General features: G+C 61.2%; 20 protein-coding genes. 11 read left to right on the top strand and 9 right to left on the bottom strand.

Annotation, left to right across the window (positions count from 1 at the left end):
* The first annotated feature begins 17 nt into the window (after positions 1–17).
* The 7 genes from HKK80_RS11205 to HKK80_RS11175 all read left to right on the top strand — a co-directional run bounded on the left by HKK80_RS11205 (position 18) and on the right by HKK80_RS11175 (position 6,349).
* Entirely contained in the window at positions 18–938 is a 921-nt protein-coding gene (locus HKK80_RS11205) for an ABC transporter ATP-binding protein (protein WP_411799688.1), read from the top strand.
* 51 nt (positions 939–989) lie between these two features.
* On the top strand, positions 990–2,417 hold the full coding sequence (gene sufB / locus HKK80_RS11200) for a Fe-S cluster assembly protein SufB (protein ID WP_411799687.1): 1,428 nt from the start codon (positions 990–992) through the stop codon (positions 2,415–2,417).
* Positions 2,414–3,637: a Fe-S cluster assembly protein SufD gene (gene sufD / locus HKK80_RS11195; RefSeq protein WP_411799686.1), complete on the top strand. Its 1,224-nt coding sequence runs from the start codon at positions 2,414–2,416 to the stop codon at positions 3,635–3,637. The genes sufB and sufD overlap by 4 nt, the downstream gene beginning before the upstream one ends.
* A 113-nt stretch (positions 3,638–3,750) precedes the next feature.
* Entirely contained in the window at positions 3,751–4,236 is a 486-nt protein-coding gene (locus HKK80_RS11190) for a ferritin-like domain-containing protein (protein WP_411799685.1), read from the top strand.
* A 46-nt stretch (positions 4,237–4,282) separates the two neighbouring features.
* The gene (locus HKK80_RS11185; RefSeq protein WP_411799684.1) at positions 4,283–4,723 is read left to right on the top strand and encodes a metal-dependent transcriptional regulator; all 441 of its coding nucleotides are present in this window, start codon (positions 4,283–4,285) and stop codon (positions 4,721–4,723) included.
* A 355-nt stretch (positions 4,724–5,078) separates the two neighbouring features.
* Complete coding sequence (locus HKK80_RS11180; RefSeq protein ID WP_411799683.1) at positions 5,079–5,723, top strand: hypothetical protein; 645 nt, start codon at positions 5,079–5,081, stop codon at positions 5,721–5,723.
* A 182-nt stretch (positions 5,724–5,905) separates the two neighbouring features.
* Complete coding sequence (locus HKK80_RS11175; protein ID WP_411799682.1) at positions 5,906–6,349, top strand: acyl-CoA thioesterase; 444 nt, start codon at positions 5,906–5,908, stop codon at positions 6,347–6,349.
* Here the strand turns inward: HKK80_RS11175 and HKK80_RS11170 are convergent.
* The gene (locus HKK80_RS11170; RefSeq protein ID WP_411799681.1) at positions 6,346–6,528 is read right to left on the bottom strand and encodes a hypothetical protein; all 183 of its coding nucleotides are present in this window, start codon (positions 6,526–6,528) and stop codon (positions 6,346–6,348) included. The two genes, HKK80_RS11175 and HKK80_RS11170, sit on opposite strands and share 4 nt — an antisense overlap.
* Before the next feature lie 187 nt (positions 6,529–6,715).
* Between HKK80_RS11170 and HKK80_RS11165 the strand changes: the two genes are divergently transcribed.
* Both HKK80_RS11165 and HKK80_RS11160 read left to right on the top strand, forming a co-directional pair.
* On the top strand, positions 6,716–6,961 hold the full coding sequence (locus HKK80_RS11165) for a glutaredoxin family protein (protein WP_411799680.1): 246 nt from the start codon (positions 6,716–6,718) through the stop codon (positions 6,959–6,961).
* 200 nt (positions 6,962–7,161) lie between these two features.
* Positions 7,162–8,682 (top strand): MATE family efflux transporter, encoded by a 1,521-nt coding sequence (locus HKK80_RS11160; protein WP_411799679.1) that lies wholly within the window; start codon positions 7,162–7,164, stop codon positions 8,680–8,682.
* Between the two features lie 77 nt (positions 8,683–8,759).
* On the opposite strand, the gene phoU (HKK80_RS11155) is transcribed toward HKK80_RS11160, so the two are convergent.
* From phoU (HKK80_RS11155) to HKK80_RS11130, 6 genes are all read right to left on the bottom strand, one after another.
* The gene (gene phoU, locus HKK80_RS11155; RefSeq protein ID WP_411799678.1) at positions 8,760–9,431 is read right to left on the bottom strand and encodes a phosphate signaling complex protein PhoU; all 672 of its coding nucleotides are present in this window, start codon (positions 9,429–9,431) and stop codon (positions 8,760–8,762) included.
* Positions 9,432–9,492: 61 nt separating this feature from the next.
* Positions 9,493–10,158, bottom strand: coding sequence for a phosphate signaling complex protein PhoU (gene phoU / locus HKK80_RS11150; RefSeq protein ID WP_411799677.1), 666 nt, complete (start codon positions 10,156–10,158; stop codon positions 9,493–9,495).
* Positions 10,158–11,000: a phosphate ABC transporter ATP-binding protein PstB gene (gene pstB, locus HKK80_RS11145; RefSeq protein ID WP_411799676.1), complete on the bottom strand. Its 843-nt coding sequence runs from the start codon at positions 10,998–11,000 to the stop codon at positions 10,158–10,160. The genes phoU (HKK80_RS11150) and pstB overlap by 1 nt, the downstream gene beginning before the upstream one ends.
* The gene (pstA, locus tag HKK80_RS11140; protein WP_411799675.1) at positions 11,000–12,763 is read right to left on the bottom strand and encodes a phosphate ABC transporter permease PstA; all 1,764 of its coding nucleotides are present in this window, start codon (positions 12,761–12,763) and stop codon (positions 11,000–11,002) included. The genes pstB and pstA overlap by 1 nt, the downstream gene beginning before the upstream one ends.
* Entirely contained in the window at positions 12,763–13,737 is a 975-nt protein-coding gene (pstC, locus tag HKK80_RS11135) for a phosphate ABC transporter permease subunit PstC (protein ID WP_411799674.1), read from the bottom strand. The genes pstA and pstC overlap by 1 nt, the downstream gene beginning before the upstream one ends.
* Positions 13,738–13,947: 210 nt before the next feature.
* Positions 13,948–14,937 (bottom strand): PstS family phosphate ABC transporter substrate-binding protein, encoded by a 990-nt coding sequence (locus HKK80_RS11130; RefSeq protein ID WP_411799673.1) that lies wholly within the window; start codon positions 14,935–14,937, stop codon positions 13,948–13,950.
* Positions 14,938–15,396: 459 nt separating this feature from the next.
* Between HKK80_RS11130 and HKK80_RS11125 the strand changes: the two genes are divergently transcribed.
* Together HKK80_RS11125 and HKK80_RS11120 are read left to right on the top strand one after the other, a co-directional pair.
* Positions 15,397–16,395, top strand: a complete 999-nt coding sequence (locus tag HKK80_RS11125) for a PhoU domain-containing protein (RefSeq protein WP_411799672.1) — start codon at positions 15,397–15,399, stop codon at positions 16,393–16,395.
* A gap of 61 nt (positions 16,396–16,456) precedes the next feature.
* A complete protein-coding gene (locus tag HKK80_RS11120) occupies positions 16,457–16,891 on the top strand; it encodes a low molecular weight phosphatase family protein (RefSeq protein ID WP_411799671.1) in 435 nt (144 codons plus the stop codon).
* A gap of 171 nt (positions 16,892–17,062) precedes the next feature.
* Here the strand turns inward: HKK80_RS11120 and HKK80_RS11115 are convergent, their stop codons facing one another.
* Both HKK80_RS11115 and ppk1 read right to left on the bottom strand, forming a co-directional pair.
* The gene (locus HKK80_RS11115; protein ID WP_411799670.1) at positions 17,063–17,323 is read right to left on the bottom strand and encodes a hypothetical protein; all 261 of its coding nucleotides are present in this window, start codon (positions 17,321–17,323) and stop codon (positions 17,063–17,065) included.
* 63 nt (positions 17,324–17,386) lie between these two features.
* A complete protein-coding gene (gene ppk1 / locus HKK80_RS11110) occupies positions 17,387–19,924 on the bottom strand; it encodes a polyphosphate kinase 1 (RefSeq protein ID WP_411799669.1) in 2,538 nt (845 codons plus the stop codon).
* Positions 19,925–20,038: the final 114 nt, after the last annotated feature.

Genomic DNA, 20,038 nt, shown 5'->3' with positions numbered 1-20,038 from the left:
GAGGCAACGAACCACCAATGGCAACACTTGAAATCAGCAATCTTCACGCAGCAGTCGCAGAAGAGGACGGCGAAACGATTCTCCGCGGTGTCGATCTCGAGGTCAACTCCGGTGAGATCCACGCCCTGATGGGGCCTAACGGCTCCGGGAAGTCGACGACCGCGAAGATCATCGCCGGCCACCCGGCCTATGAGGTCACCGACGGTGAGATCCTGCTCCATCTCGACGACGAGGATGTCGACGACATCGACGCCGACATCGACGAGGAGGATCTCTCATGGAACCTCCTTGAGCTTGAACCGAACGAGCGGGCTGCGCTTGGCATCTTCCTCGGCTTCCAGTATCCCGCCGAGATCGAGGGCGTCACGATGACCAGCTTCCTCCGGCAGGCGCTCAACGCCAAAGCCGAGGAACGCGAGGAACTCTTCGAGGACGAAGACGAAGCGGAAGCCGAGACTGACGACGACGAGGAGGGCTACGAAACGTCCCCGATGGAAGGCCCGGAAGACGACGGCGAGGTCAGCGTCGCCGAGTTCCAGCAGATCCTCTCCGAGAAGATGGAGCTCCTCGATATGGACGAGGAGTTCATGCACCGCTATCTCAACGCCGGCTTCTCCGGCGGCGAAAAGAAACAAAACGAGGTGCTCCAGGCCGCCCTGCTCGAACCGTCGATCGCGGTGCTCGACGAGATCGACTCCGGGCTCGACATCGATCGTCTGCAGGATGTCTCGGAGGGTATCAACGCCCTCCGCGATGAGCAGGGAACCGGCATTCTCCAGATCACCCACTACCAGCGTATCCTCGATTACGTCGAGCCCGACCACGTTCACGTCATGCTCGATGGCAAGATCGCCAAAAGCGGCGGGGCCGAGCTGGCCGAACAGCTCGAAGACAAGGGGTACGACTGGGTTCGTGACGAAGCCTACGAGACCGCGTAACCCCACACGATTACGCACAGCACTATAAGCAAGCAACTACAATAACAATACATGAGCTCAAACGAAGAACTCCAAGAGACCAACACCGAAGCCCGATTCGAGTTTAAGAAGGAGGAAGCCTCCGCCTTCAAAAGCGAGAAAGGACTCGACGAGGAGACGATCCGCGTCATCAGCGAGGATAAGGACGAACCCGACTGGATGCTCCAGCGACGCCTTCGCGCGCTGAAGCAGTTCCAGGAGATGCCGATGCCGACCGACTGGCCCGAGGCACCAGATCTCAGCGAGATCGATGTCGACGAGATCGTCCCGTATATCCGCCCGGATATCGATGTTCGCGGCGGTGTCGACGACTGGACAGACCTCCCCGAAGATATCAAAGACACCTTCGACAAACTCGGCATTCCGGAAGCCGAGAAGAACGCCCTCTCGGGCGTCGGCGCGCAGTATGAGTCGGAGATCGTCTACCAGAACATGCAGGAGCAGTGGGAGGAGAAAGGCGTCGTCTTCTGTGACATGGATAAGGCCGTCCAGGAACACGAAGACCTCGTCAAAGAGTACTTCATGACCGAGGCCGTCCCGCCGAGCGACAACAAGTTCGCCGCGCTCCACGGCGCGATCTGGTCGGGCGGCTCCTTCGTCTACGTCCCCGAAGACACCAAAGTCGAGATGCCGATTCAGGCGTACTTCCGGATGAATTCGGAGGGCATGGGCCAGTTCGAGCACACCCTCATCATCGCCGAGGAGGGGTCGGAGGTTCACTACATCGAGGGCTGTTCGGCCCCGAAATACTCCGCGTTCAACCTCCACTGCGGCGGTGTCGAGGTGTTCGTCAAGGAGAACGCTCACGTCCAGTACTCCACGGTGCAAAACTGGTCGAAAAGCACCTACAACCTCAACACCAAACGCGCCATCGCCGAGCGGGACGGCCGCATGGAGTGGGTGTCTGGCTCGATGGGGTCGAAGGCGACGATGCTCTACCCCTCGACGATCCTCAAGGGTCGCGGCGCGTCGGACAACCACATCACCATCGCCTTCGCCGGCGAGGGGCAGGATATCGACACGGGCGCGAAGGTCTATCACAACGCCCCGGAGACGAAGTCGACCATCGAGTCGAAGTCGGTCGCCAAGGATGGCGGTCGCACCAACTACCGCGGCCTCGTCCATATCGCCGACGGCGCGAAGAACTCCTCGACGGCCGTCGAGTGTGACGCGCTGATGTTCGACAACGAGTCGACCTCCGACACCATGCCGTACATGGAAATCGACGAGTCGCAGGTCGATGTCGCCCACGAGGCGACCGTCGGGAAGATCGGCGACGAGGACATCTTCTACCTCCAGAGCCGTGGGCTCGACGACGACGACGCCAAGCAGATGATCGTCTCCGGGTTCATCGAGCCGATCACCGAAGAGTTGCCCATCGAGTACGCGGTCGAACTGAACCGCCTTGTCGAACTGGAGATGGAGGGCTCGCTCGGATGAGCGTGCAGGTTCCAACGACACTCTCCGAGGCGACGGTCGAGGGGATCTCGGCCGCTCGTGACGAACCGGACTGGCTCCTCGAACAGCGGCTCGACGCGCTTGCCGCGCTTGACGATCTTGCGCTCCCGGATGTCATCCAGACGCCGGGCCGTCGCTGGACCGATCTCGAATCGCTCGACTTCGAGTCGCTGGTCGACCCCGACAACCAGTCGGATACGACCGAGCGAAGCGACGCCGAGGGCGCGACCGTCCTCTCGTTTGAGGAGGCCCTCGACGACCACGAGGCGCTCATCAAGGAGCACTTCGGGTCGATCGTCGACCCCAAGCGCAACTACCTCACCGCGCTGTCGGCCGCGCTGTTTACGACCGGCACCGTCGTCTACGTACCGGAGGGTGTCGACGCCGCCGACGTGACGATCCGCGCGGAGATGAACTCCCGGTCGCTGTTCAGCCATACGCTGGTCATCACCGAGCAGTCGGCGTCGGCGACGATCCTCGAATCGATCACCTCCGGCGACAGCGTCCCCGCTGACTCCGACGCTGAGGGTCGCTACTTCAGCAACATCGTCGAGGTCGTTGCCGGCGAGAACAGCTACGTCCAGTACGGCTCGCTGCAGAACCTCGACGAGGACACCTACCACGTGACGCTCAAACACGCCGAGACCGACACCTACGCCACCGCCAACTGGATCGAGGGCAACATCGGCTCGCGGCTCACCCGGTCGGATGTCGAAACCTCTCTGGCCGGCGAGGCCTCCGAGAGCAAGATCGTCGGTGCGTTCTTCGGCCACGAGGATCAGCACCTCGATGTCAACGCCCGCGTCTGGCACGAAAACGAGAACACGACCGCCGACCTCGTCACCCGCGGCGTCCTCGACGACGTTGCGCGCTCGGTGTACGAAGGGGTGCAGGATGTCGGCGAGGATGCGTGGAACACGAACTCCTACCAGCGTGAGAACACGCTCATGCTGTCTGATGAGTCCGAAGCCGACGCCTCCCCGAAGCTGATCATCAACAACCACGACACCGAGGCCAGCCACTCGGCGACCGTCGGGCAGGTCGACGCGGAGGATATGCTGTATATGACTTCCCGGTCGATCGATCCCAACACAGCCCGCAACATGCTCGTTGAGGGCTTCTTCGTGCCGGTGCTCGAAGAGATCGATGTCGAGGAGTTCCGCGAGGATCTCTCCGAGTTGATCATCGAGCGGCTCGACTAACAACCCCCACCGCGCCGATCTGTGCCGCCGCCGACGCTGAGAGGCGAAAGCGGTAAGTCCGCCCACCGACCAGTAGTCGGTATGCGATCATCGGCTGTATGGGGCGACACTCAATGAGCCTCCAACAGCGTGTCGATTCCGACCAACAGCTCGCACGGCTGTTGCAGATCGGAATCGTTCTGGAGGAGGTGGCGGAGGCCCGCGCCAACAACCACCGCGAGTCGCTGCCGGAGCCCGACGCCGACCTGGAGTCGCTGCTGGTTGATGCTGCTGAGCTGTCGGCGGCCCACCGCGACCGGCTTGAGGGCCTCATCGACGAGCTTGCGGCCGACAGCATCCCGTTCGATGAGATCAACGCGCTTGTCGAGGCCAGCTACGGACAGACGAAGCCGGACGATTTCGACGGCGTTCTCTACGACCAACTCTGCAACGAGGAGACGGCCTACAAGTTCTACGACGACATGATCGACGCCATCGACGCCAGCGACGCCACGTTCTCGGTCGACCGGGAACACCTGTTGTCGGTGCTGCGGGAGCTTCGAGATGCTGAACGTGACGCTGTCGAGATAGTGACCACCCATATGGAGGAACGCGAATGAGCCCCTACCAACCCGTGACAGTTCCACCCGAACCGGAGGCCAACCGATGAACACGGCCGACCAATACCTCAAGGCGATCTACCTCATCCAACAGGAGGACAACAGCCCGGCGGCCACCGGTCGCGTCGCCGAGATGTTGGACGTGAGCCCCGCCAGTGCCAACGAGATGATCGGCAAACTCGAATCCCGCGGGCTTGCCGAACACGAGAAGTATAAGGGTGTCTCGCTGACCGACGACGGCATCGTCCAGGCCCGCGACGCGCTGCAGACCTACTGCATCATCGAGCGGTTCCTGATCAACGTCCTCGACGTCGAGGACTTCCGGGGTGAGGCCCAGGCGCTCGAATCCGTCATCGACGGCACCGTCGCCGAGCGGCTGGATACGATCATCGACCGTAAATCCGAGTGTCCGGACTGTTTCGATCCGGAACTCGACGCCTGCGGCTGTCTCGACGTTGAATCACTCGAAGGAGCCGCCGCCGACTGACTGTCGTTTTTCGATTTCGTCGCCTAGTCTCGTCCTGATTGGTTTTCTGAAAACAGTGAAACAATGGTATCTATTCACGTATATCCTGATTGATTAGTATATAAACTAAGTTCCAAATGGTTAATTTTTAGTACTATCTGACACTATTTTCTATCATGAGGAATTCAGACGAGCTTTCAAAACCTAATCAGAATAAATCGGGGATAAAAAACAAAATAAAAAATAAATTAAGCCATAGGCTGGTGTTAACTGTTATGATTGTTGCTTTTTCTGTCGGTGGCCCTGGATGTTTCGGACCTCCTAGTTAAGATTGTATAAACGGTGGGTAACGTTACCTATCCATATTCAGTATAGCATGGATGAAAGTATATCAGATAAATTAAATTTAAACGAATATGAGCACACATTAATAATGTCTAAGACAATAAACAGAGAAAATCTAGATATATCTGATGAAAAGAAAGTTGATGTGCTTATTTCTCACTATGAGCAGATGAGAACAGAGAATCGACAATTTGCAAATGAAAGTCACCGAAGAAATATGCGTGTCATAATTGCCATAGGTGTGATATTGGGCTCAATCTTTGTCAGCCAATCAGCAGTCGCTCTACTCGCTGTAATACCCGTGCTGATTACGTATATATATATAAGACATGCTCAAGCAGCGAGATGGTTGATTAATATAAATAGTCATATAACGAGAATTCAAAATCAGTTATCTATTGAAACGTTTGACTGGGAACAGACTGAAGGATACGGTTCCGGAGATAGTATTCATTCTATTATTAGTATATACGACGTAGCCTTTGTGATATTAATATATTTAATCTCGTGCTTGATTGGAGTTGCAGCTATTGAACAAGCCGAACTGAATCCAATCTTGGGCTTCGGTATTGGACAGAATATCATTTTGATTTTTTATTTCCTCCTTAGTTTAACATGGATCGCGGCAGGAAAATCGGTCATTCAAACTTGGAGAAGCTCAGAGCTATCTGGATAGATTCTTTTGCAATACATATACTCCGCTTGTATGCTAACTTGTGGCAATATAATACAGTTGATTTTCTCTGCACTCAGTCGTTAGGGGGGTTTTGGCTTCTTGGTATCTACTCTTCCTCGTTCACTGCTGCCGTTCCCCCGCCGTGAGCCACCGTTTTCCGTCCCGCCGTCCTCGGCGTTGATATGCCGACACCAGAGGATACCTACATCGAGAACCGACACCGCATCCAGCCGAACCACACCAACAACTACGAGACGGCCCACGGTGGCAACGTCATGAAGTGGATGGATCAGACCGGCGCGCTGTCGGCGATGCGGTTTGCCGGCGAGACCTGTGTCACCGCCAGCATCAACCAGATGAACTTCGAGCGCCCGATCCCGCAGGGTGAGACCGCTGTGATTCAGGCGTACGTCTTCGATCACGGCCGAACGAGCATCAAGGTTCGACTCCGCGCGTTCCGCGAGGATCCCTGCAGTGGAGAGCGTGAGCTCACAACCGAGAGCGTGTTTATTTTCGTCGCTATCGGCGAGGACGGCTCGCCGACCGAGGTACCGGCATTACAGATCGAATCCGACCGCGACACGGAGTTACAGCAGGACGCCCGTGAGTGGGCAAACGCGAACTAGTGCAGCCGATCGCGGATCGTGAGCGTCTCGCCGCAGCGCGGACACGCATAGACCTCGCAGTCGGTTTTTTCGTGGACGATCCAGCGGCCGGTCGGCGGGGCGTGATACTCACAGCCCTGACAGAACAGGACGGTCTTCCGTTCGACCGTCGCTTGCTTCGTGGAGGGTGTTTGATTCATATTGGCGTGTAGGTGTCCAACGGCTATAACCCTGTTTGCGATGATCGTTTAGCCAGTATCATGGTTTGCAACCCTTGTAGCGACTGTTTTGTGTGATGGGAGCACACACCTGGATTCCGGTGTCGATGGTGTGATCGTCGCACACAGCCGAGTTACGTATAATACTCGATCGGCCGAACAGTCGGTGATGACAGAGTTCACCCTGTACGATCGGCCCGACTGCCCGTACTCGAAACGTGTCCGCCGTGTCCTGGATGTGTTGGCCGTCGACTACGAGGAGATCGTCGTCCCGGATGCGAAAGCCGAACGCGAGGAGTTGGAAGCGGTTACCGGTCAGCGCGGCATCCCCGCCCTTGTCGACGACGAACTGCCCGACGGCTACATCGCTGACAGCGGCGAGATCTCCGCGTATCTCAAGGAACACTACAACTGAGCCCCTCGTTGCCGCGGCAGCCGACCCCCGACCGAGCGCAACCGGTAACCGTCTACCGCTCTACGTGTGAGTATGGTGCGTTCGCCGCGAGACGCCCCCACCGACAGCCAGGTGTGGCGATCCGTCTCACCCGCGAGAGCAGCACTTCTGTCGCCGCTTCCGGATAGCGTCGCCGCTGAACTGACACAGTCGGGTGATCGATGAGTCAGCCGGGACGCGATCGATCTGTCAACGTCACCGACGGCGCGCTCCTCAAACCGCTGATCGTCCTTTCGTTGCCGATCGTCCTCACCAATCTCCTCCAGGTTGGCTACAACCTCGCGGATACGTTCTGGGTCGGCCGGATCGGCCAGCCGGCGGTTTCGGCACTGTCGTTTTCGTGGGCGATCGTCTTCCTCGTCATCAGCCTCTCGCTTGGGTTTTCGATCGCCGGCACCGTGCTTGTCGCCCAAAACAAGGGCGCGGGCAACACCGACCGTGTCGGCCACGTTGCCGGCCAGACGATCACGCTCGTCGTTGCCGTCTCGATCCTGTTTTCGATCGTTGGCTACCTGCTGGCTCCCACACTGCTCCAGCTGGTCGGGGCCGTTCCGGAGACGACCGAGTACGGGATGGCCCTCGACTACACACAGACGATGTTTCTTGGCATCCCCTTCGTTTTCAGCTTCTTTGTCTTCCAGTCGTTGCTACAGGGGTGGGGTGACACCCGAACCCCGCTGTATCTGATGGGGCTGGGCGTCGGGCTCAACGTGATCGCCGATCCGTTTTTCATCCTCGGCTTTCAGGATAACGTCCTGTTTGCGTGGGTCGGCCTCGAACCGCTGGAGGCTGCCTTGTTCGATCTCACCGGGTTCACCGGGTTCGGCGTGCAGGGTGCGGCGATCGCCACGATCCTCACCCGGGGGATCGGCGCGGCCATCGGGATCTGGCTGCTGCTCTCCGGGCGTGTCGGTATCACACTCGCTCGCGCCGACTTCCTGCCGGAACGAGAGACGATCACGAAGATATTCCGGATCGGCGCGCCAGCCAGTCTTGAGGTCAGCACCAAAGCCCTCAGCGTGACGATTCTCACCGCCTTGGTGGCGATCACGAGCGTCGAGGCCGTCGCCGCCTACGGGATCGGCACCCGTGTCACCTCGATGGTCGTCCTCCCAGCACTCGGACTGGCTCGCGGCGTCGAAACGGTCGTCGGCCAGAACCTCGGGGCGAACCAGCGCGATCGTGCTGTCGCCGGTGTTCGCGCCGCCATCGGGCTCATCGTCGCCGCCTTTGCGGTCTTCAGCGTGATTGTTTACGTGTTCGCCGGCCCAATCATGGATATCTTTGTCACCGGCACGGGCTCGGCGGCGGTCATCGCCGTCGGCACCGAGTATCTTGAGATCGTTGGCGTCACCTACGTCTTCCTCGGCGTGTTTTACGTGATTCAGGGTGGCTTCCGCGGCAGCGGCCGCACCCGGCTTGCGCTGCTGTTTGCCTTCGTTGGCTACATCGTCCTGCGATCGCTGCTGGCCTACCTGTTTGCGGTGCCGCTGGCTCTCGGCGCGACCGGAATCTGGTACGGCGAGGCGGCCTCGAACGTGCTGATGGCCGCCGCGGTCGGTGCCTACTTCCTGCGTGGAACGTGGACGGGCCGGGTCGTCGACGACGATGCTGGGAAATCGACACCGGGGCCGGTCGATGGGGTCGACCAACCGTCCGAGTCGACACCTGAGACCGACTGACCGACCCCAGCCACCGGATCGCGGGGTGGCGTGGAATCTCGGGATCGCAGGATTACTGGCGGCCGATAGTGAGCGACTCAGTAGATCAGTTCGTCGTTGTTGTCGATCATATACAGCGCGCGGGCGGCGATGTTGACCGCGTGGTCGCCGACGCGTTCGAGATCGCGGATCGTCAACAGGAGCCGGGAGACATCTTCCATGAACGGTTCGATCTCGTTGTCATCTAGCTGCTCGCCCTCGATCAGCTCGCGGACGACGGTGCCGCTGGCGATCTCACATTCCGTGTCGAGGTCGTCGTCGCGGTCGTTGACCGTATAACACAGCTCCCGATCCTCCGCGGCGTAGGCCTCCATCGCGCTGTCCAACATCGCCAGCGTCGTCTCGCCGATCGCTTGGATGTCGACGCTGGGAAAGATGTCGTTGTCGGCGACCTGGGCGTACTCGCCGAGGTTGGTGGCAAGGTCGGCGATCCGTTCGAGGTCGGTGATGATCTTAAACGAGGCGGCGATAAACCGGAGGTCGCCAGCGACGGGCTGTTGGAGGGCGATCAGATCGGTACACTGTTTTTCGAGATCCAAGTAGAGCTGGTTGATCTCATCGTCGCCGTTGATGACCTCCTCGGCAAGCTCCTCGTCGCCGGTTTCGAGGGCGGTCAGCCCCATCTCCAGTCGCTCGGCGACGGTCTCGCTCATAGCGACCACATCCTCGCGGAGCGCGGCGAGTTCGGCCTGATACTCGTTGCGTGGCATATCGGCTATCCGACCAGCCGATAAAAAGGGTTTTCGACCGTTCAGTACCGGATTCCGACCATCAGTACAGCAGTTCGTCGTCGCTATCCAACATGTACAGCGTCCGGGCGGCGATGTTGACCGCGTGGTCGCCGACCCGCTCGATATCCCGCACCGTGAGCAGCCCGCGGGTCGTTGTCTCGGCGGTGCGGGCGCGTTCGTCGTCGTCGCCGTCGGTTCCCAGCAACTCGCGGATGATCCGCTGGGTTGTCGCCGCACAGTCGCTGTCGAGGGTATCGTCGTCGGCAGCGACCCCGCGACAGGCTGTGGGGTCGTCGTTCTCGTAGGCCTCCACCGCGGCGGCGACCATCTCACCGGCCGCCAGCCCGAGCGATCCGAGATCGACCGCGGGATGAACCCCCGCCCCGTACTCGGTTCGCTCGGCGAGGTTGGTGGCGAGATCGGCGATCCGTTCGAGATCGGTGAGGATCTTAAAGGAGGCTGTGATCAATCGAAGGTCGCCCGCGACGGGCTGGTTGCGCGCGATGAGGTCGATACAGTCGCCTTCGAGTTCGAGATACCGGCGGTTGATTTCGTCGTCGCCGCTGACGATCCGGTCGGCGGCCCGGAGGTCGCCGGCCTCGGCGGCAGCAACGGCGCTCTCGTAGCGTTCAACAATGAGCTCGCCAAAGAGGACAACATCGGTGCGGAGGGTCGCCAGTCGGTCGTGGTACCGGTCGCGGGTCATTACCCGAACTTGCCGGTGATGTAGTCCTCAACGCGGTCGTCGGCGGGGTTTTCGAAGATGGTCGTCGTATCGTCGAACTCCACGAGCTCGCCGCCGGTGAGGAAGACGGCGGTCTGATCGGAGATCCGGGCGGCCTGCTGCATGTTGTGGGTGACGATAATGACGGTGTAATCCTCGACCAGCTCGTCGATGAGATCCTCGATCTTCGAGGCGGCGACGGGGTCGAGCGCGGAGGTCGGCTCGTCCATCAGGAGGATCTCCGGATCGGGAGCGATCGCGCGGGCGATACAGAGCCGCTGCTGTTGGCCGCCGGAGAGTTCGAGTCCCGACTGATCGAGTTGATCTTTCACCTCGTCCCAGAGGGCCGCCCCACGGAGGGCCTTTTCGACCCGCTCGTCGGTGACCTCCTTGCCCTGGACTTTCAGCCCGTAGGCGACGTTGTCGTAGATGCTCTTCGGGAACGGGTTGGGTTTCTGGAAGACCATCCCGATCTTCCGGCGCAACGCGACGGGGTCGACGGCGTCGGCGTAGATGTCGGTGCCACGCAGGGTGACCGTCCCGTCGATGCGGGCGATGTCGATCAGGTCGTTCATCCGGTTGAGACACCGGAGGAACGTGGATTTCCCACAGCCGGAGGGGCCGATCAGCGCGGTGACCTGGTTTTCGGGGATCGCAATCGATACGTCATCGAGCGCCTGATCGTCGCCGTAGTAGACATCAAGCTGTTCGGTCTCGACGATCGTTGTCGCCGAACTGGCTGACTCGGCGCTCGTGTCGGGCTGTACGTCGGTTGTGATCAACGATTCGGACTCGGAGTCGATGGTGGATTCGTTCTGTGACATTAGTGTTCACGCTCCAGCCGGTTGCGGATGATGATCGCCGTCCCGTTGAGCGCCAACAGGACGATCAGCAGCGTCACCACGCCGGCGGCGACGACGCCGTACCGGAACTCCGCCTGTGGGTAGTTCGCCCACGCATAGATCTGCATCGGCATCGCGCTGAACCGGCTCCAGATGCCCGAGGGCGCGCTGAAGACCGTCGTTGCCGCCCCGATCATGATGAGCGGCGCGGTCTCGCCGATCGCCCGGCCGAGGGCGAGGATCGTGCCGGTCAGGATCCCCGGCATCGCCTCCGGGAGGACGACGTTTTTGATCGTCTGCCAGCGGGTCGCGCCCATGGCGTACGACCCCTGTCTGAGCTCGTCGGGCACCGACCGGACGGCCTCCTGGGCGGAGATCACCGTGATCGGGAGGATGAGCAGCGACAGCGTCAGCGCGGCCGTCACCGCCGTCCCGAACCCGAAGCCAAGCAGGTTCGCAAACAGCCCCAACCCGAGCAGGCCGTAGACGACCGAGGGAACGGCCGCGAGGTTGGCGATATTGATCTGGAACAGGCGCGTGACCGATCCGAGCCAGCCGCTGCCAGCGGTGTACTCTTCGAGGAAGACGGCCGCGCCGACGCCAAGCACAAAGGAGATGACGGCGACCATGGCGATGATGATGATCGAGCCGACGATCGCCGGATACAGCCCGGCGTCGGCCGCCGTTGAGGAGGGCGCGCTCGTGAGATACTCCGGGGTGAGCCACATCTCCGGTGTCGGAATCCCGACCGTGGCGACGACCGCCGCGCCGGCCAGCGCGCCACCACCGAGGATGACCGGGAGCGTCAGCCCGATCCGCCCCGGTTCGTCGTAGCTGTCGGCGACGAACACCGCCGTCGGCGCGGCGGTCATCGCCAGCACGGCGACGCCGGAGCCGTCCGGGAGCGCGGAGGAGCCGAGCGCGATCCCGACCCCGCCGGCCAGCAGCGTGACACCGCCGACCGCAGCGGCCGCCCGACGGCCGTGGCCGCGGCTGTCGACGAGGGCCGCGCTGCCGACCGCCAGCGGGATGGCGAGCGTCCAGAGGAATTCGAGGCCGGCGGCCGGGTAGATCCCGAGCACCGGTCGCAACAGCACCGCGGCGATGACGCCGAGGACGCCGATCGGGATCGCCGCTGTCCGCAGGCGGTCGCTGTCAGTGTAGCGGCCGTAGGCATAGCTCGCGGTTGCCGGCAGCACACCCAGCGTGTAGGCGAGGAACCACAGCTCAAGATCGCTGACAATGAAGATGATCGCCACCGCAATCCCGAGGCCCGCACCGCCGAGAAGTCGCCCGATAACGCCGAAGCCGGCCGCGCCGACCGGCCGACTGGTCGCGGCGACACTGAGCCGGGCGGTCACAGGGGCAACGACGAGAAAGAGGTAGCCGACGGGCCAACTCAGCCGCGGGATCGGCGCGATAAACGTCTCGATGGCGGCGAAGCCGACGGCGACAGCGACAAGCCCGCCGCCAAGGGCGAGGAGTGTCTGTCGGATCAGCGCGCGATCATTGATGCTGTACAGACAGAAGCCGATAAACGGCACGACGAGCGTCAGGAAATACGTTAACAGCCATTCGGGGCTGGCCGTCGCAAGGCCGAAGGCGTCGACAAAGACGTAGACGAGCAACGCCCCCAACGCGAGCAGGCCGACGACGGAGGCCCCCAGCGAGAGATATTCGAAGACGATCCCTTTGAGCCGGCTGACCTCGCCGAACTCCTCGGGGGTTGTGGTTTCGACAGCCATCAGTAGGCCTCCCGGTAGCGTTCGGCGATGATGTCGCTGAGTACGTTCATAACGAGCGTGATCACAAACAGCGTGAGTCCGAGCGCGAACATCGCATCGTACGGGATCGTGCCGCCGGTGAGGTCACCGCCGGCGATCTGCACCATCGAGACGGTGATCGTCATCCCCGACTCGAACAGTACGTCGCCGGGGGAGATGTAGGGAATCCCGAGCAGGGTCTCCTTGATCGGCGGCATGTTTGCCTGCGAGCCCATGGCGACGACGACGATCATCGTTTCACCGATGGCACGGGAGACCGCCAGAATGTATGAGGAGACGATCCCCGACAGCGCGGCGGGCACGACAACCCCTGTCGAGACCTCGAACTTCGTCGCGCCAAGCCCGTAGCCGGCTTGCCGGAGGGAGTCCGGCACCGCGCTCATGGCGTCCTCGCTGATCGAGGAGACCATCGGGATCGTCATGATGCCGATCATCAGCGACGCCGACAGCGCGTTGAACGTCCCCAACTGCGGGAATATCGTTGCCTTCAGCGCGGGCGTCACATACACCAACGCGAAGTAGCCGTAGACGACTGTCGGAATCCCGGCGAGAATTTCGAGCAGCGGTTTGAGGATCGAGCGCGCTCGGTTCGTCGCGTACTCGCTGAGGTAGATCGCCGTCAGCGTTCCGATGGGGAGGGCGATCACTGCGGCGGTGATGGTCACGGTAACTGTCCCGATCACGAGCGGGACGATCCCGAAGAGCTGGCCGCCGCCGCGTGGGTTCGGACTCCACTCGGTGCCGAGCAGGAACTCGGTCAGCGGAACCTGTGCAAAAAACGCAACCGAGTCCGAGAGCAACGTTGCGAAGATCGCCACCGTCGTCAACAGTGTCACGGCCGCACACAACAAAAAGAGCCCGCCGTAGCCGGATTCCTTGAGGCGTTTGAACCCGCTTGCCCGCTGGAGCTCCGGTGAAACCTCCTCGTTACTCATCGCATACCACCCGGTGTGGTGGCCGGCCGGGCGTGCGTGATTCGCCCGTCGTCTCCCGGCGACTGCATGTTGGTTTCGGCCCGAACGGCGGCTGTGGCCCCGATACGCCTCCCATGCCGATAGCAATCGGTCGCGGCATTATGAATGTGCCTGATTGGCTCAACGCGGTGTGTGCCCGCCGTGTGTGGCGTGTCGCCAATCGGAACACGATTACTCTTGGGCCTCGGCGATCGCGTCTTCGAGCTTCGAGAGCTGTGCGTCCTGGGTCTCCTCGGTCGCCGGCACGTAGCCCACGTCTTCGGCGACAAGCTCCTCGTTGGTGGTCTGCTCGACGAAGTAGCGGGCGAACTCGGCGATGTGTTCCTCGGCCAGCGAACTCATCGACGGGTAGGTGTAGAGGTTCCGCGACAGCGGGGTGTACTCGCCGGAGGAAGCCGTCTCCAGGCTCGGGGTGACGTAGTCCTCGTCGCCGTCGGCGATGGCGACCGCCTGGAGCTGATCGGGGTTCTGGAAGTAGTAGGCGAAGCCGAAGTAGCCGATCGCGTACTGATCGCCTTGGACGCCGGAGGCGATGCTGTTGTCCTGTTCGGTCGCCGAGTAGTCGTCGGTGTGGCCGCGCTCGCCCATGACGTTCTCGATGAAGTAGTCGTAGGTGCCGGAGGTGTCGGCCGCACCGAAGCGGTTGATCTCCTCGTCGGGCCAGTCGCTGTTGACATCGCTCCAGGTCTCGGCGGCGTCGGACTCCCAGATCTGGGCGACCTCCTCGATGGTCATCTCGGTTGCCCAATCGTTGTCGTTGTTGACGACGACGGTGAGGGCGTCGGTGGCGGCGATCAGCTCGATGTACTCGACGCCGCCTTCCTCACACAGCTCCTCTTCTGCGGGCTTGATCTCCCGGCTCGCGTTGTTAAAGTCGGTTCGACCCTCACAGAAGAAGTTGGAGAACCCGCCGCCGGAGCCGGTCGAACTGATGTCGATGCTGACACCGGGGTTTTCGGCCTCGAACTCCTCGCCGATCGCGGACATCAGCGGGAAAACGGTGCTCGACCCGGCGATGCTGATCTCGCCGGAGAGCCCCTCGCTGCTCTCCTCACCGCTCTGGGTACAGCCAGCGAGGCCAACGGCCCCCATGCCTGCAACACTTGCCAGCGCGGTTCGCCGTGTGATACGCCGTTCATCTCCCGCCTGATTGGCTGCCATCACCATTCTGTGATCGAGGTGGAAATAAAAAGAGTGCTAATAGAGCTATACAATACTACCTACTACTCTATAAACTATATAGATTGAGCGACTGTTCGCTATTTCACACGTTCAGTGCTCAAACGATCCGTTCGACGCGCCGTTTTCGGCCGCTATCCGGCAGCAACGGCGGTTGTGTTGTTAGCCACTCGCTCGTTGCAGCACCCGTAGGTCAATAGCCGATCGACTGTGGCTGTGTGTTCGGCTGTAGACCCCACCATAATCGCACCGGCATAGGAGTGGGAACAACGTGTGTTGACTATATATGAGTATTGTTATCAGGGGTTTTGTATGTTAAATACAGAATCTATATCGCATATCTCAGGGCTGGAACGCAAGTATTTTCGGGAAACTGGGATCGAAGAGAATCTAAATAGACCCGTAGATTTATCCGAGCTCTTGTCAAACACACGGACGACTATGGAGACGCGGAAAGTCCAGGTGACCGGCGGCTCGACGTACACCGTTTCGATCCCCAAATCGTGGGCCAACGACAACGACGTGAGCGCGGGCAGCACCGTCGAGTTCTACCCCGAGGGTGACTCGCTGTTCATGACGCCGGTGGGCGGCGACGAACAAACCGAGGGCACGTTGGATATCACCAACCTCGAAGACACCCAGCTGATCCGGGCGGTGATGACGATGTACGTCAGCGGGTTCGACGTGATCGTGCTTGAAAGCGGGCGGATCACCAACGACCAACGCGGGGCGATCCGGGAGGCGACCCAGAGTCTCGTCGGCCTCGAAGTCTTAGAGGAGACCAAAGACGAGATCGTTATCCGCGATCTGCTTGACTCCTCGGAGCTGTCGATCCATAACGCCGTCACCCGGATGCGACTGATCGCCGCGTCGATGCTGGAAGACGCGCTGCTCGCGCTCCGCGATCTCGACCGTGATCTCGCTCATGATGTGATCCAACGCGACGACGACGTTGATCGCCTCTGGATGGTCGTCTCCCGCATCTTCCGGGCGACGCTCCGAACCCCGAAAGCCAGCGAAGAACTCGGCCTGCCGCGGGAGGTCTGTTTTGACTACCATTCGAGTGCCCGCCAACTGGAACGCATCGGCGACCACGCGACGAAGATCGCCCACCTCACCTTGGAGATCGACCAGGAGGTACCCGAGGATGTCGTCGTTGCCATCGAGGAACTCCACGAGGAGGTGGTGTCGGTCATCGACGGCGGGATGGACGCGCTGTTTACCGACGACAGCGAGGAGGCGACCCGGCTGGCCAACGACGTGCGCGAACAGGTTAGAGAGATCGACCAAACCGCCCGCGGGATCGATGAACTGCTGCGCGACCTCGATCCGGCCCACGCCCAACTGGTCGGCCTGATCGTCGACTCGGTGTCCCGAACCGCCGACTACGGCGGCAATATCGCCGAAACCGCCCTCCAGAAAGCCGCGCCGTCGCCGTAACTACTGATAGATATATAGTTCTCATACCAATCTTCATACCGACCGCCATCGACAGGCCGGTATGTCCGAAACCACGGCTGAACTGTTCCAGTTCGGATTCGTCTGTGTCCAAAACGCCGGTCGCAGCCAGATGTCAACCGCCTTCGCCGAGCGCGAGGTCGAACGCCGCGACCTCGATGACCGCGTCGAGATCGTCACCGGCGGCACACACCCGGCCGATCACGTCCACGAGGAGGTCGTCACCGTGATGGACGAGATCGGGATCGACCTCTCCGATCGGACGCCCCGGGAGGTTTCGACCGAGACACTGAACGCCTGTGATGTCGTCGCCACGATGGGCTGTTCGACGCTCGAACTCGATGCCGACAGCGTTGAGGTGCGCGACTGGGCGCTTGACGATCCAGACGGGCAGGATCTCGACGCCGTGCGGGCGATCCGCGATGAGATCGAAGCGCGCGTTAGCGACCTCTTCGACGAATTTGTCGGCGATCGGTAGCTGCGATCGCGTCGTCGTCAGCGGGCGATTGTGGTGGAAGGTGGGCTTGGCGCGCAACGTTATTTCTCGCCACAGGCCGGACAGCTGCCGTTGACCGAGCTATCGTACAGTCGCCCACAGGCCTGACAGCGACACAGCTTTGAGGTGGGTGTTTCAAGTCCTGTCATTGGATTACCGAGGCGGTTCAGCCGGTGGTGCTGTGCCGACAGCGACCGCCCGCCACGTGTTGCCGCGGCCGGGAGCCTGCCGAAGCGAGACGGTTGTTTCGTCGTTGTTGGTCAGCGCGGCCAACTGTCTGGCAACCCGCTGGCTTGCGGCACCGACGATCTGATAGGTCTTTCCGCGGGAGGACTGCACCGTCATCGCCCCGTAGGCGTTGTATTCGGCGATCACAGTGCACTGTTCGTGTCGTTCGGCGGTCTGTGCGCTCATACAGCTATCTGGGGCCGACACCCGTGTAAAATCGACTATGAGGGCTCTATAGGCCTCGCTGAACTATTGATCCGGATCGGTCGTGTCGTCGCTGCCGGCTGGCCGCGCTGTGCGATCGGCCGCGGCCGCCCAACAGTACGCACAGACCGCATCCGGGGCCGCGCCCTCAAACAGCGGCCGCTCGATATCGTGTGCCGCAGCGAACTCCGAAAACGGGACTCGGGTGTCGTGTTTCTGTCGATCCCCGCGCGAACACAGCTTTGTGCCGGGGCGTCCGGGCCGCACCGACCAGCGTGTGCCGGCGGTGTCGGTTGCCGGCCGCATATCGATGATGTGGCCGACACGCCCGGGGCCGCGTTCGATCATGAACCGCTCGGTGTCGGCCTCGGAGTCACCGTCTTGGGTCGCTGTTCGGTAGGCCTGCTCCATCAGCAGCGACTGGGTATCCCGCACCGGTTCGTCGTCGGCCGGCGAGACCTGCTCGTAGCTGCCGTCGGCCTGCAGCAGCCATCGCCGCCGATTATCCGACAACATCGTTTCGAGAATGTACTGGAGTTGTCCGCGAAGCCGGTCGTCTGTCACCGGTGTGACCGCCTCAACCCGGTTGTCAAGGTTGCGCGTCATCCAGTCGGCACTGCCGAGATACCACTCGGGGTCGCCACCGTGTTCGAAATAGAAGATCCGGGAGTGTTCGAGAAATCGCCCCACAACCGAGTGGACGGTGATCGTTTCGCTGATCCCCTCGATCCCCGGCCGCAGCCGACAGATATCTCGGACGATCAGGTCGATGTCGACGCCGGCCATCCCCGCCCGATACAGTTCGGCGACGATATCCGGATCCTCCAGCCCGTTGACCTTGGCGACGATCCGACCGCCCTCGCCGGCTTCGGCCAACGCTCGCTCTCGGCGAATCAGCTCGGTAAACTGGCTGCGCATCGTCACCGGCGCGACCAGGAGCTTTTTGAACTCCTCATCGAGTGTCGGCCCGGTAAAGAAATTAAACAGCTTTACTAGGTCGTGGCCGATCTCCGGGTCGGCGGTCATCATTCCGAGATCGACATACCCCTTGGCGGTCTCAGAGTTGTAGTTGCCGGTGCCGATATGCGAGTAGGTATGGACGCCGTCGGCTTCCTCGCGGACGACGAGGGCGGTTTTGGTGTGTGTTTTGAGCCCGAGGCTGCCGTAGGCGACGTGGATCCCCTCTTCTTCGAGGCGGCGCACCCACTCCAGATTGTTCTGTTCGTCGAACCGGGCTTTCAACTCCACCATCACCGCGACCTCCTTGCCGTTTTCGGCGGCTTCGATCAGGCTTTGGATCACCTTTGAGTCACTGGCGGTGCGGTAGATGGCGACTTTGATCGCCAGCACGTCGGGGTCGCTGGCGGCTGTCTCAAGGAACCGCTGCACGGTGTCCTCAAAGGAATGATAGGGGTGGTGGACGAGGATATCGTCGTCTTTGATCGCCGCAAAGATCGACGTCGCGCTGCCGGCCGTGTTCCGCGGTTCGTCGGTACCGAGCCGAGGGTGTGGCTGTGGCGACCACTCCGGAAGCTTGAGATCCGGGCGGTCGATGTCGACGAGGGCGAAGAAATCCTCGTAATCGATCGGCCCGCTCCGGTAGTAGATCTCCTCGGGGTCGATATCCAGCTGTTCGGTCAGGAGTTCGAGGCTTCGCGCCGGGATGTCATCGGTCACCTCAAGCCGGACGACGTTTGCAAACCGACGCTTCTCGACGACATCCTCGATCACCTCGATCAGATCCTCGGCGACCTCCTCGTTGCGGCCGACCTCGGCGTTGCGTGTCAGCCGGAACGTCGACACGTCAATGATCTCAACGTTCGGCAACAGGAGGTCAAGGTTAGCCTCCATCACGTCCTCCAACAGCACATACTCGTGGGTGTCCTCCGGGCTGTCGAGTTCGATCAACCGCGAGTGGTTTTCGGGCACCTTGATCCGGGTGAACTGCGGTTCGGCCTCGTCGTTGCGCCGGGTCAACACCGCAAGCGACAGCGAGAGATTTGAGATAAACGGAAACGGGTGGGCGGGATCGAACGTGAGCGGCGTCAGCGTCGGCAACACCGTCTCGCGGAAATCCTCACGGAGCGAGGCTTGTGTCTCCGCTGGCAGGTTTTCGTACGCACGAACCCGCACGCCAGCCTCGGCGAGTGCCGGCTCAATCTCGGTTTCCCACGCCCGCGTTTGGCGATCGAACAGCGGCCGAACCGTCTCAAGCACCTCGCTCCACTGCTCGGCCGGTGTTCGCCCGTCGACTGTCGGTTCGGTGACGCCGGCCTCGATCTGCTGTTTCAGCCCGCCGACGCGTTTCATAAAGAATTCGTCGATGTTTTTGGTGACGTAGGCGAGAAACCGGAGTCGCTCCAGCGGCGGGTTGCGGTCGTCTTCGGCCTCATGTAGCACCCGCTCTTGGAACGCAAGCTCCGAGAGCTCCCGGTTCAGATAGTAGTCGTCCGCCGATAGATCTGCCTCGACGGCGTCTGCTGTCTCCGTTGGCTCGCCGGTTGTCGCCGCTGCCGCGGTTGCCGCCCTGTCGGCCGCGTTGGCAGTCGGGTCGTCGTCCGGTGGTGCTGACTCGTCGGTCATTGTGGGCTCCTGTCCAGCGCTGATCGACCACCGCTTGGCCGCTGTTCGCGGCATCCTGTCGCAAGGTGTGACCCCCACAATGTCCTCACCGCGCCGCGCTGCTGCGATTCTCGT

It is taken from the genome of Halonotius sp. F2-221B (genome assembly GCF_046719765.1).
Taxonomy (GTDB): Archaea; Halobacteriota; Halobacteria; order Halobacteriales; family Haloferacaceae; genus Halonotius.
Note: the sequence above shows the minus strand (reverse complement) of the source record. Positions and strands in the feature narration are given on the sequence as shown.

What these genes read in the sequence shown, in the direction of transcription:
- HKK80_RS11185 (WP_411799684.1), top strand. Translation starts at nt 4,283, where the DNA reads ATGAACACGGCCGACCAATACCTCAAGGCGATCTACCTCATCCAACAG.
- pstB (WP_411799676.1), bottom strand. Translation starts at nt 11,000, where the DNA reads ATGTCACAGAACGAATCCACCATCGACTCCGAGTCCGAATCGTTGATC.
- HKK80_RS11190 (WP_411799685.1), top strand. Translation starts at nt 3,751, where the DNA reads ATGAGCCTCCAACAGCGTGTCGATTCCGACCAACAGCTCGCACGGCTG.
- HKK80_RS11130 (WP_411799673.1), bottom strand. Translation starts at nt 14,937, where the DNA reads ATGGCAGCCAATCAGGCGGGAGATGAACGGCGTATCACACGGCGAACC.
- phoU (WP_411799677.1), bottom strand. Translation starts at nt 10,158, where the DNA reads ATGACCCGCGACCGGTACCACGACCGACTGGCGACCCTCCGCACCGAT.
- HKK80_RS11115 (WP_411799670.1), bottom strand. Translation starts at nt 17,323, where the DNA reads ATGAGCGCACAGACCGCCGAACGACACGAACAGTGCACTGTGATCGCC.
- HKK80_RS11205 (WP_411799688.1), top strand. Translation starts at nt 18, where the DNA reads ATGGCAACACTTGAAATCAGCAATCTTCACGCAGCAGTCGCAGAAGAG.
- phoU (WP_411799678.1), bottom strand. Translation starts at nt 9,431, where the DNA reads ATGCCACGCAACGAGTATCAGGCCGAACTCGCCGCGCTCCGCGAGGAT.
- sufB (WP_411799687.1), top strand. Translation starts at nt 990, where the DNA reads ATGAGCTCAAACGAAGAACTCCAAGAGACCAACACCGAAGCCCGATTC.
- ppk1 (WP_411799669.1), bottom strand. Translation starts at nt 19,924, where the DNA reads ATGACCGACGAGTCAGCACCACCGGACGACGACCCGACTGCCAACGCG.
- HKK80_RS11160 (WP_411799679.1), top strand. Translation starts at nt 7,162, where the DNA reads ATGAGTCAGCCGGGACGCGATCGATCTGTCAACGTCACCGACGGCGCG.
- HKK80_RS11170 (WP_411799681.1), bottom strand. Translation starts at nt 6,528, where the DNA reads ATGAATCAAACACCCTCCACGAAGCAAGCGACGGTCGAACGGAAGACC.
- HKK80_RS11120 (WP_411799671.1), top strand. Translation starts at nt 16,457, where the DNA reads ATGTCCGAAACCACGGCTGAACTGTTCCAGTTCGGATTCGTCTGTGTC.
- pstC (WP_411799674.1), bottom strand. Translation starts at nt 13,737, where the DNA reads ATGAGTAACGAGGAGGTTTCACCGGAGCTCCAGCGGGCAAGCGGGTTC.
- HKK80_RS11180 (WP_411799683.1), top strand. Translation starts at nt 5,079, where the DNA reads ATGGATGAAAGTATATCAGATAAATTAAATTTAAACGAATATGAGCAC.
- sufD (WP_411799686.1), top strand. Translation starts at nt 2,414, where the DNA reads ATGAGCGTGCAGGTTCCAACGACACTCTCCGAGGCGACGGTCGAGGGG.
- HKK80_RS11175 (WP_411799682.1), top strand. Translation starts at nt 5,906, where the DNA reads ATGCCGACACCAGAGGATACCTACATCGAGAACCGACACCGCATCCAG.
- HKK80_RS11125 (WP_411799672.1), top strand. Translation starts at nt 15,397, where the DNA reads ATGGAGACGCGGAAAGTCCAGGTGACCGGCGGCTCGACGTACACCGTT.
- pstA (WP_411799675.1), bottom strand. Translation starts at nt 12,763, where the DNA reads ATGGCTGTCGAAACCACAACCCCCGAGGAGTTCGGCGAGGTCAGCCGG.
- HKK80_RS11165 (WP_411799680.1), top strand. Translation starts at nt 6,716, where the DNA reads ATGACAGAGTTCACCCTGTACGATCGGCCCGACTGCCCGTACTCGAAA.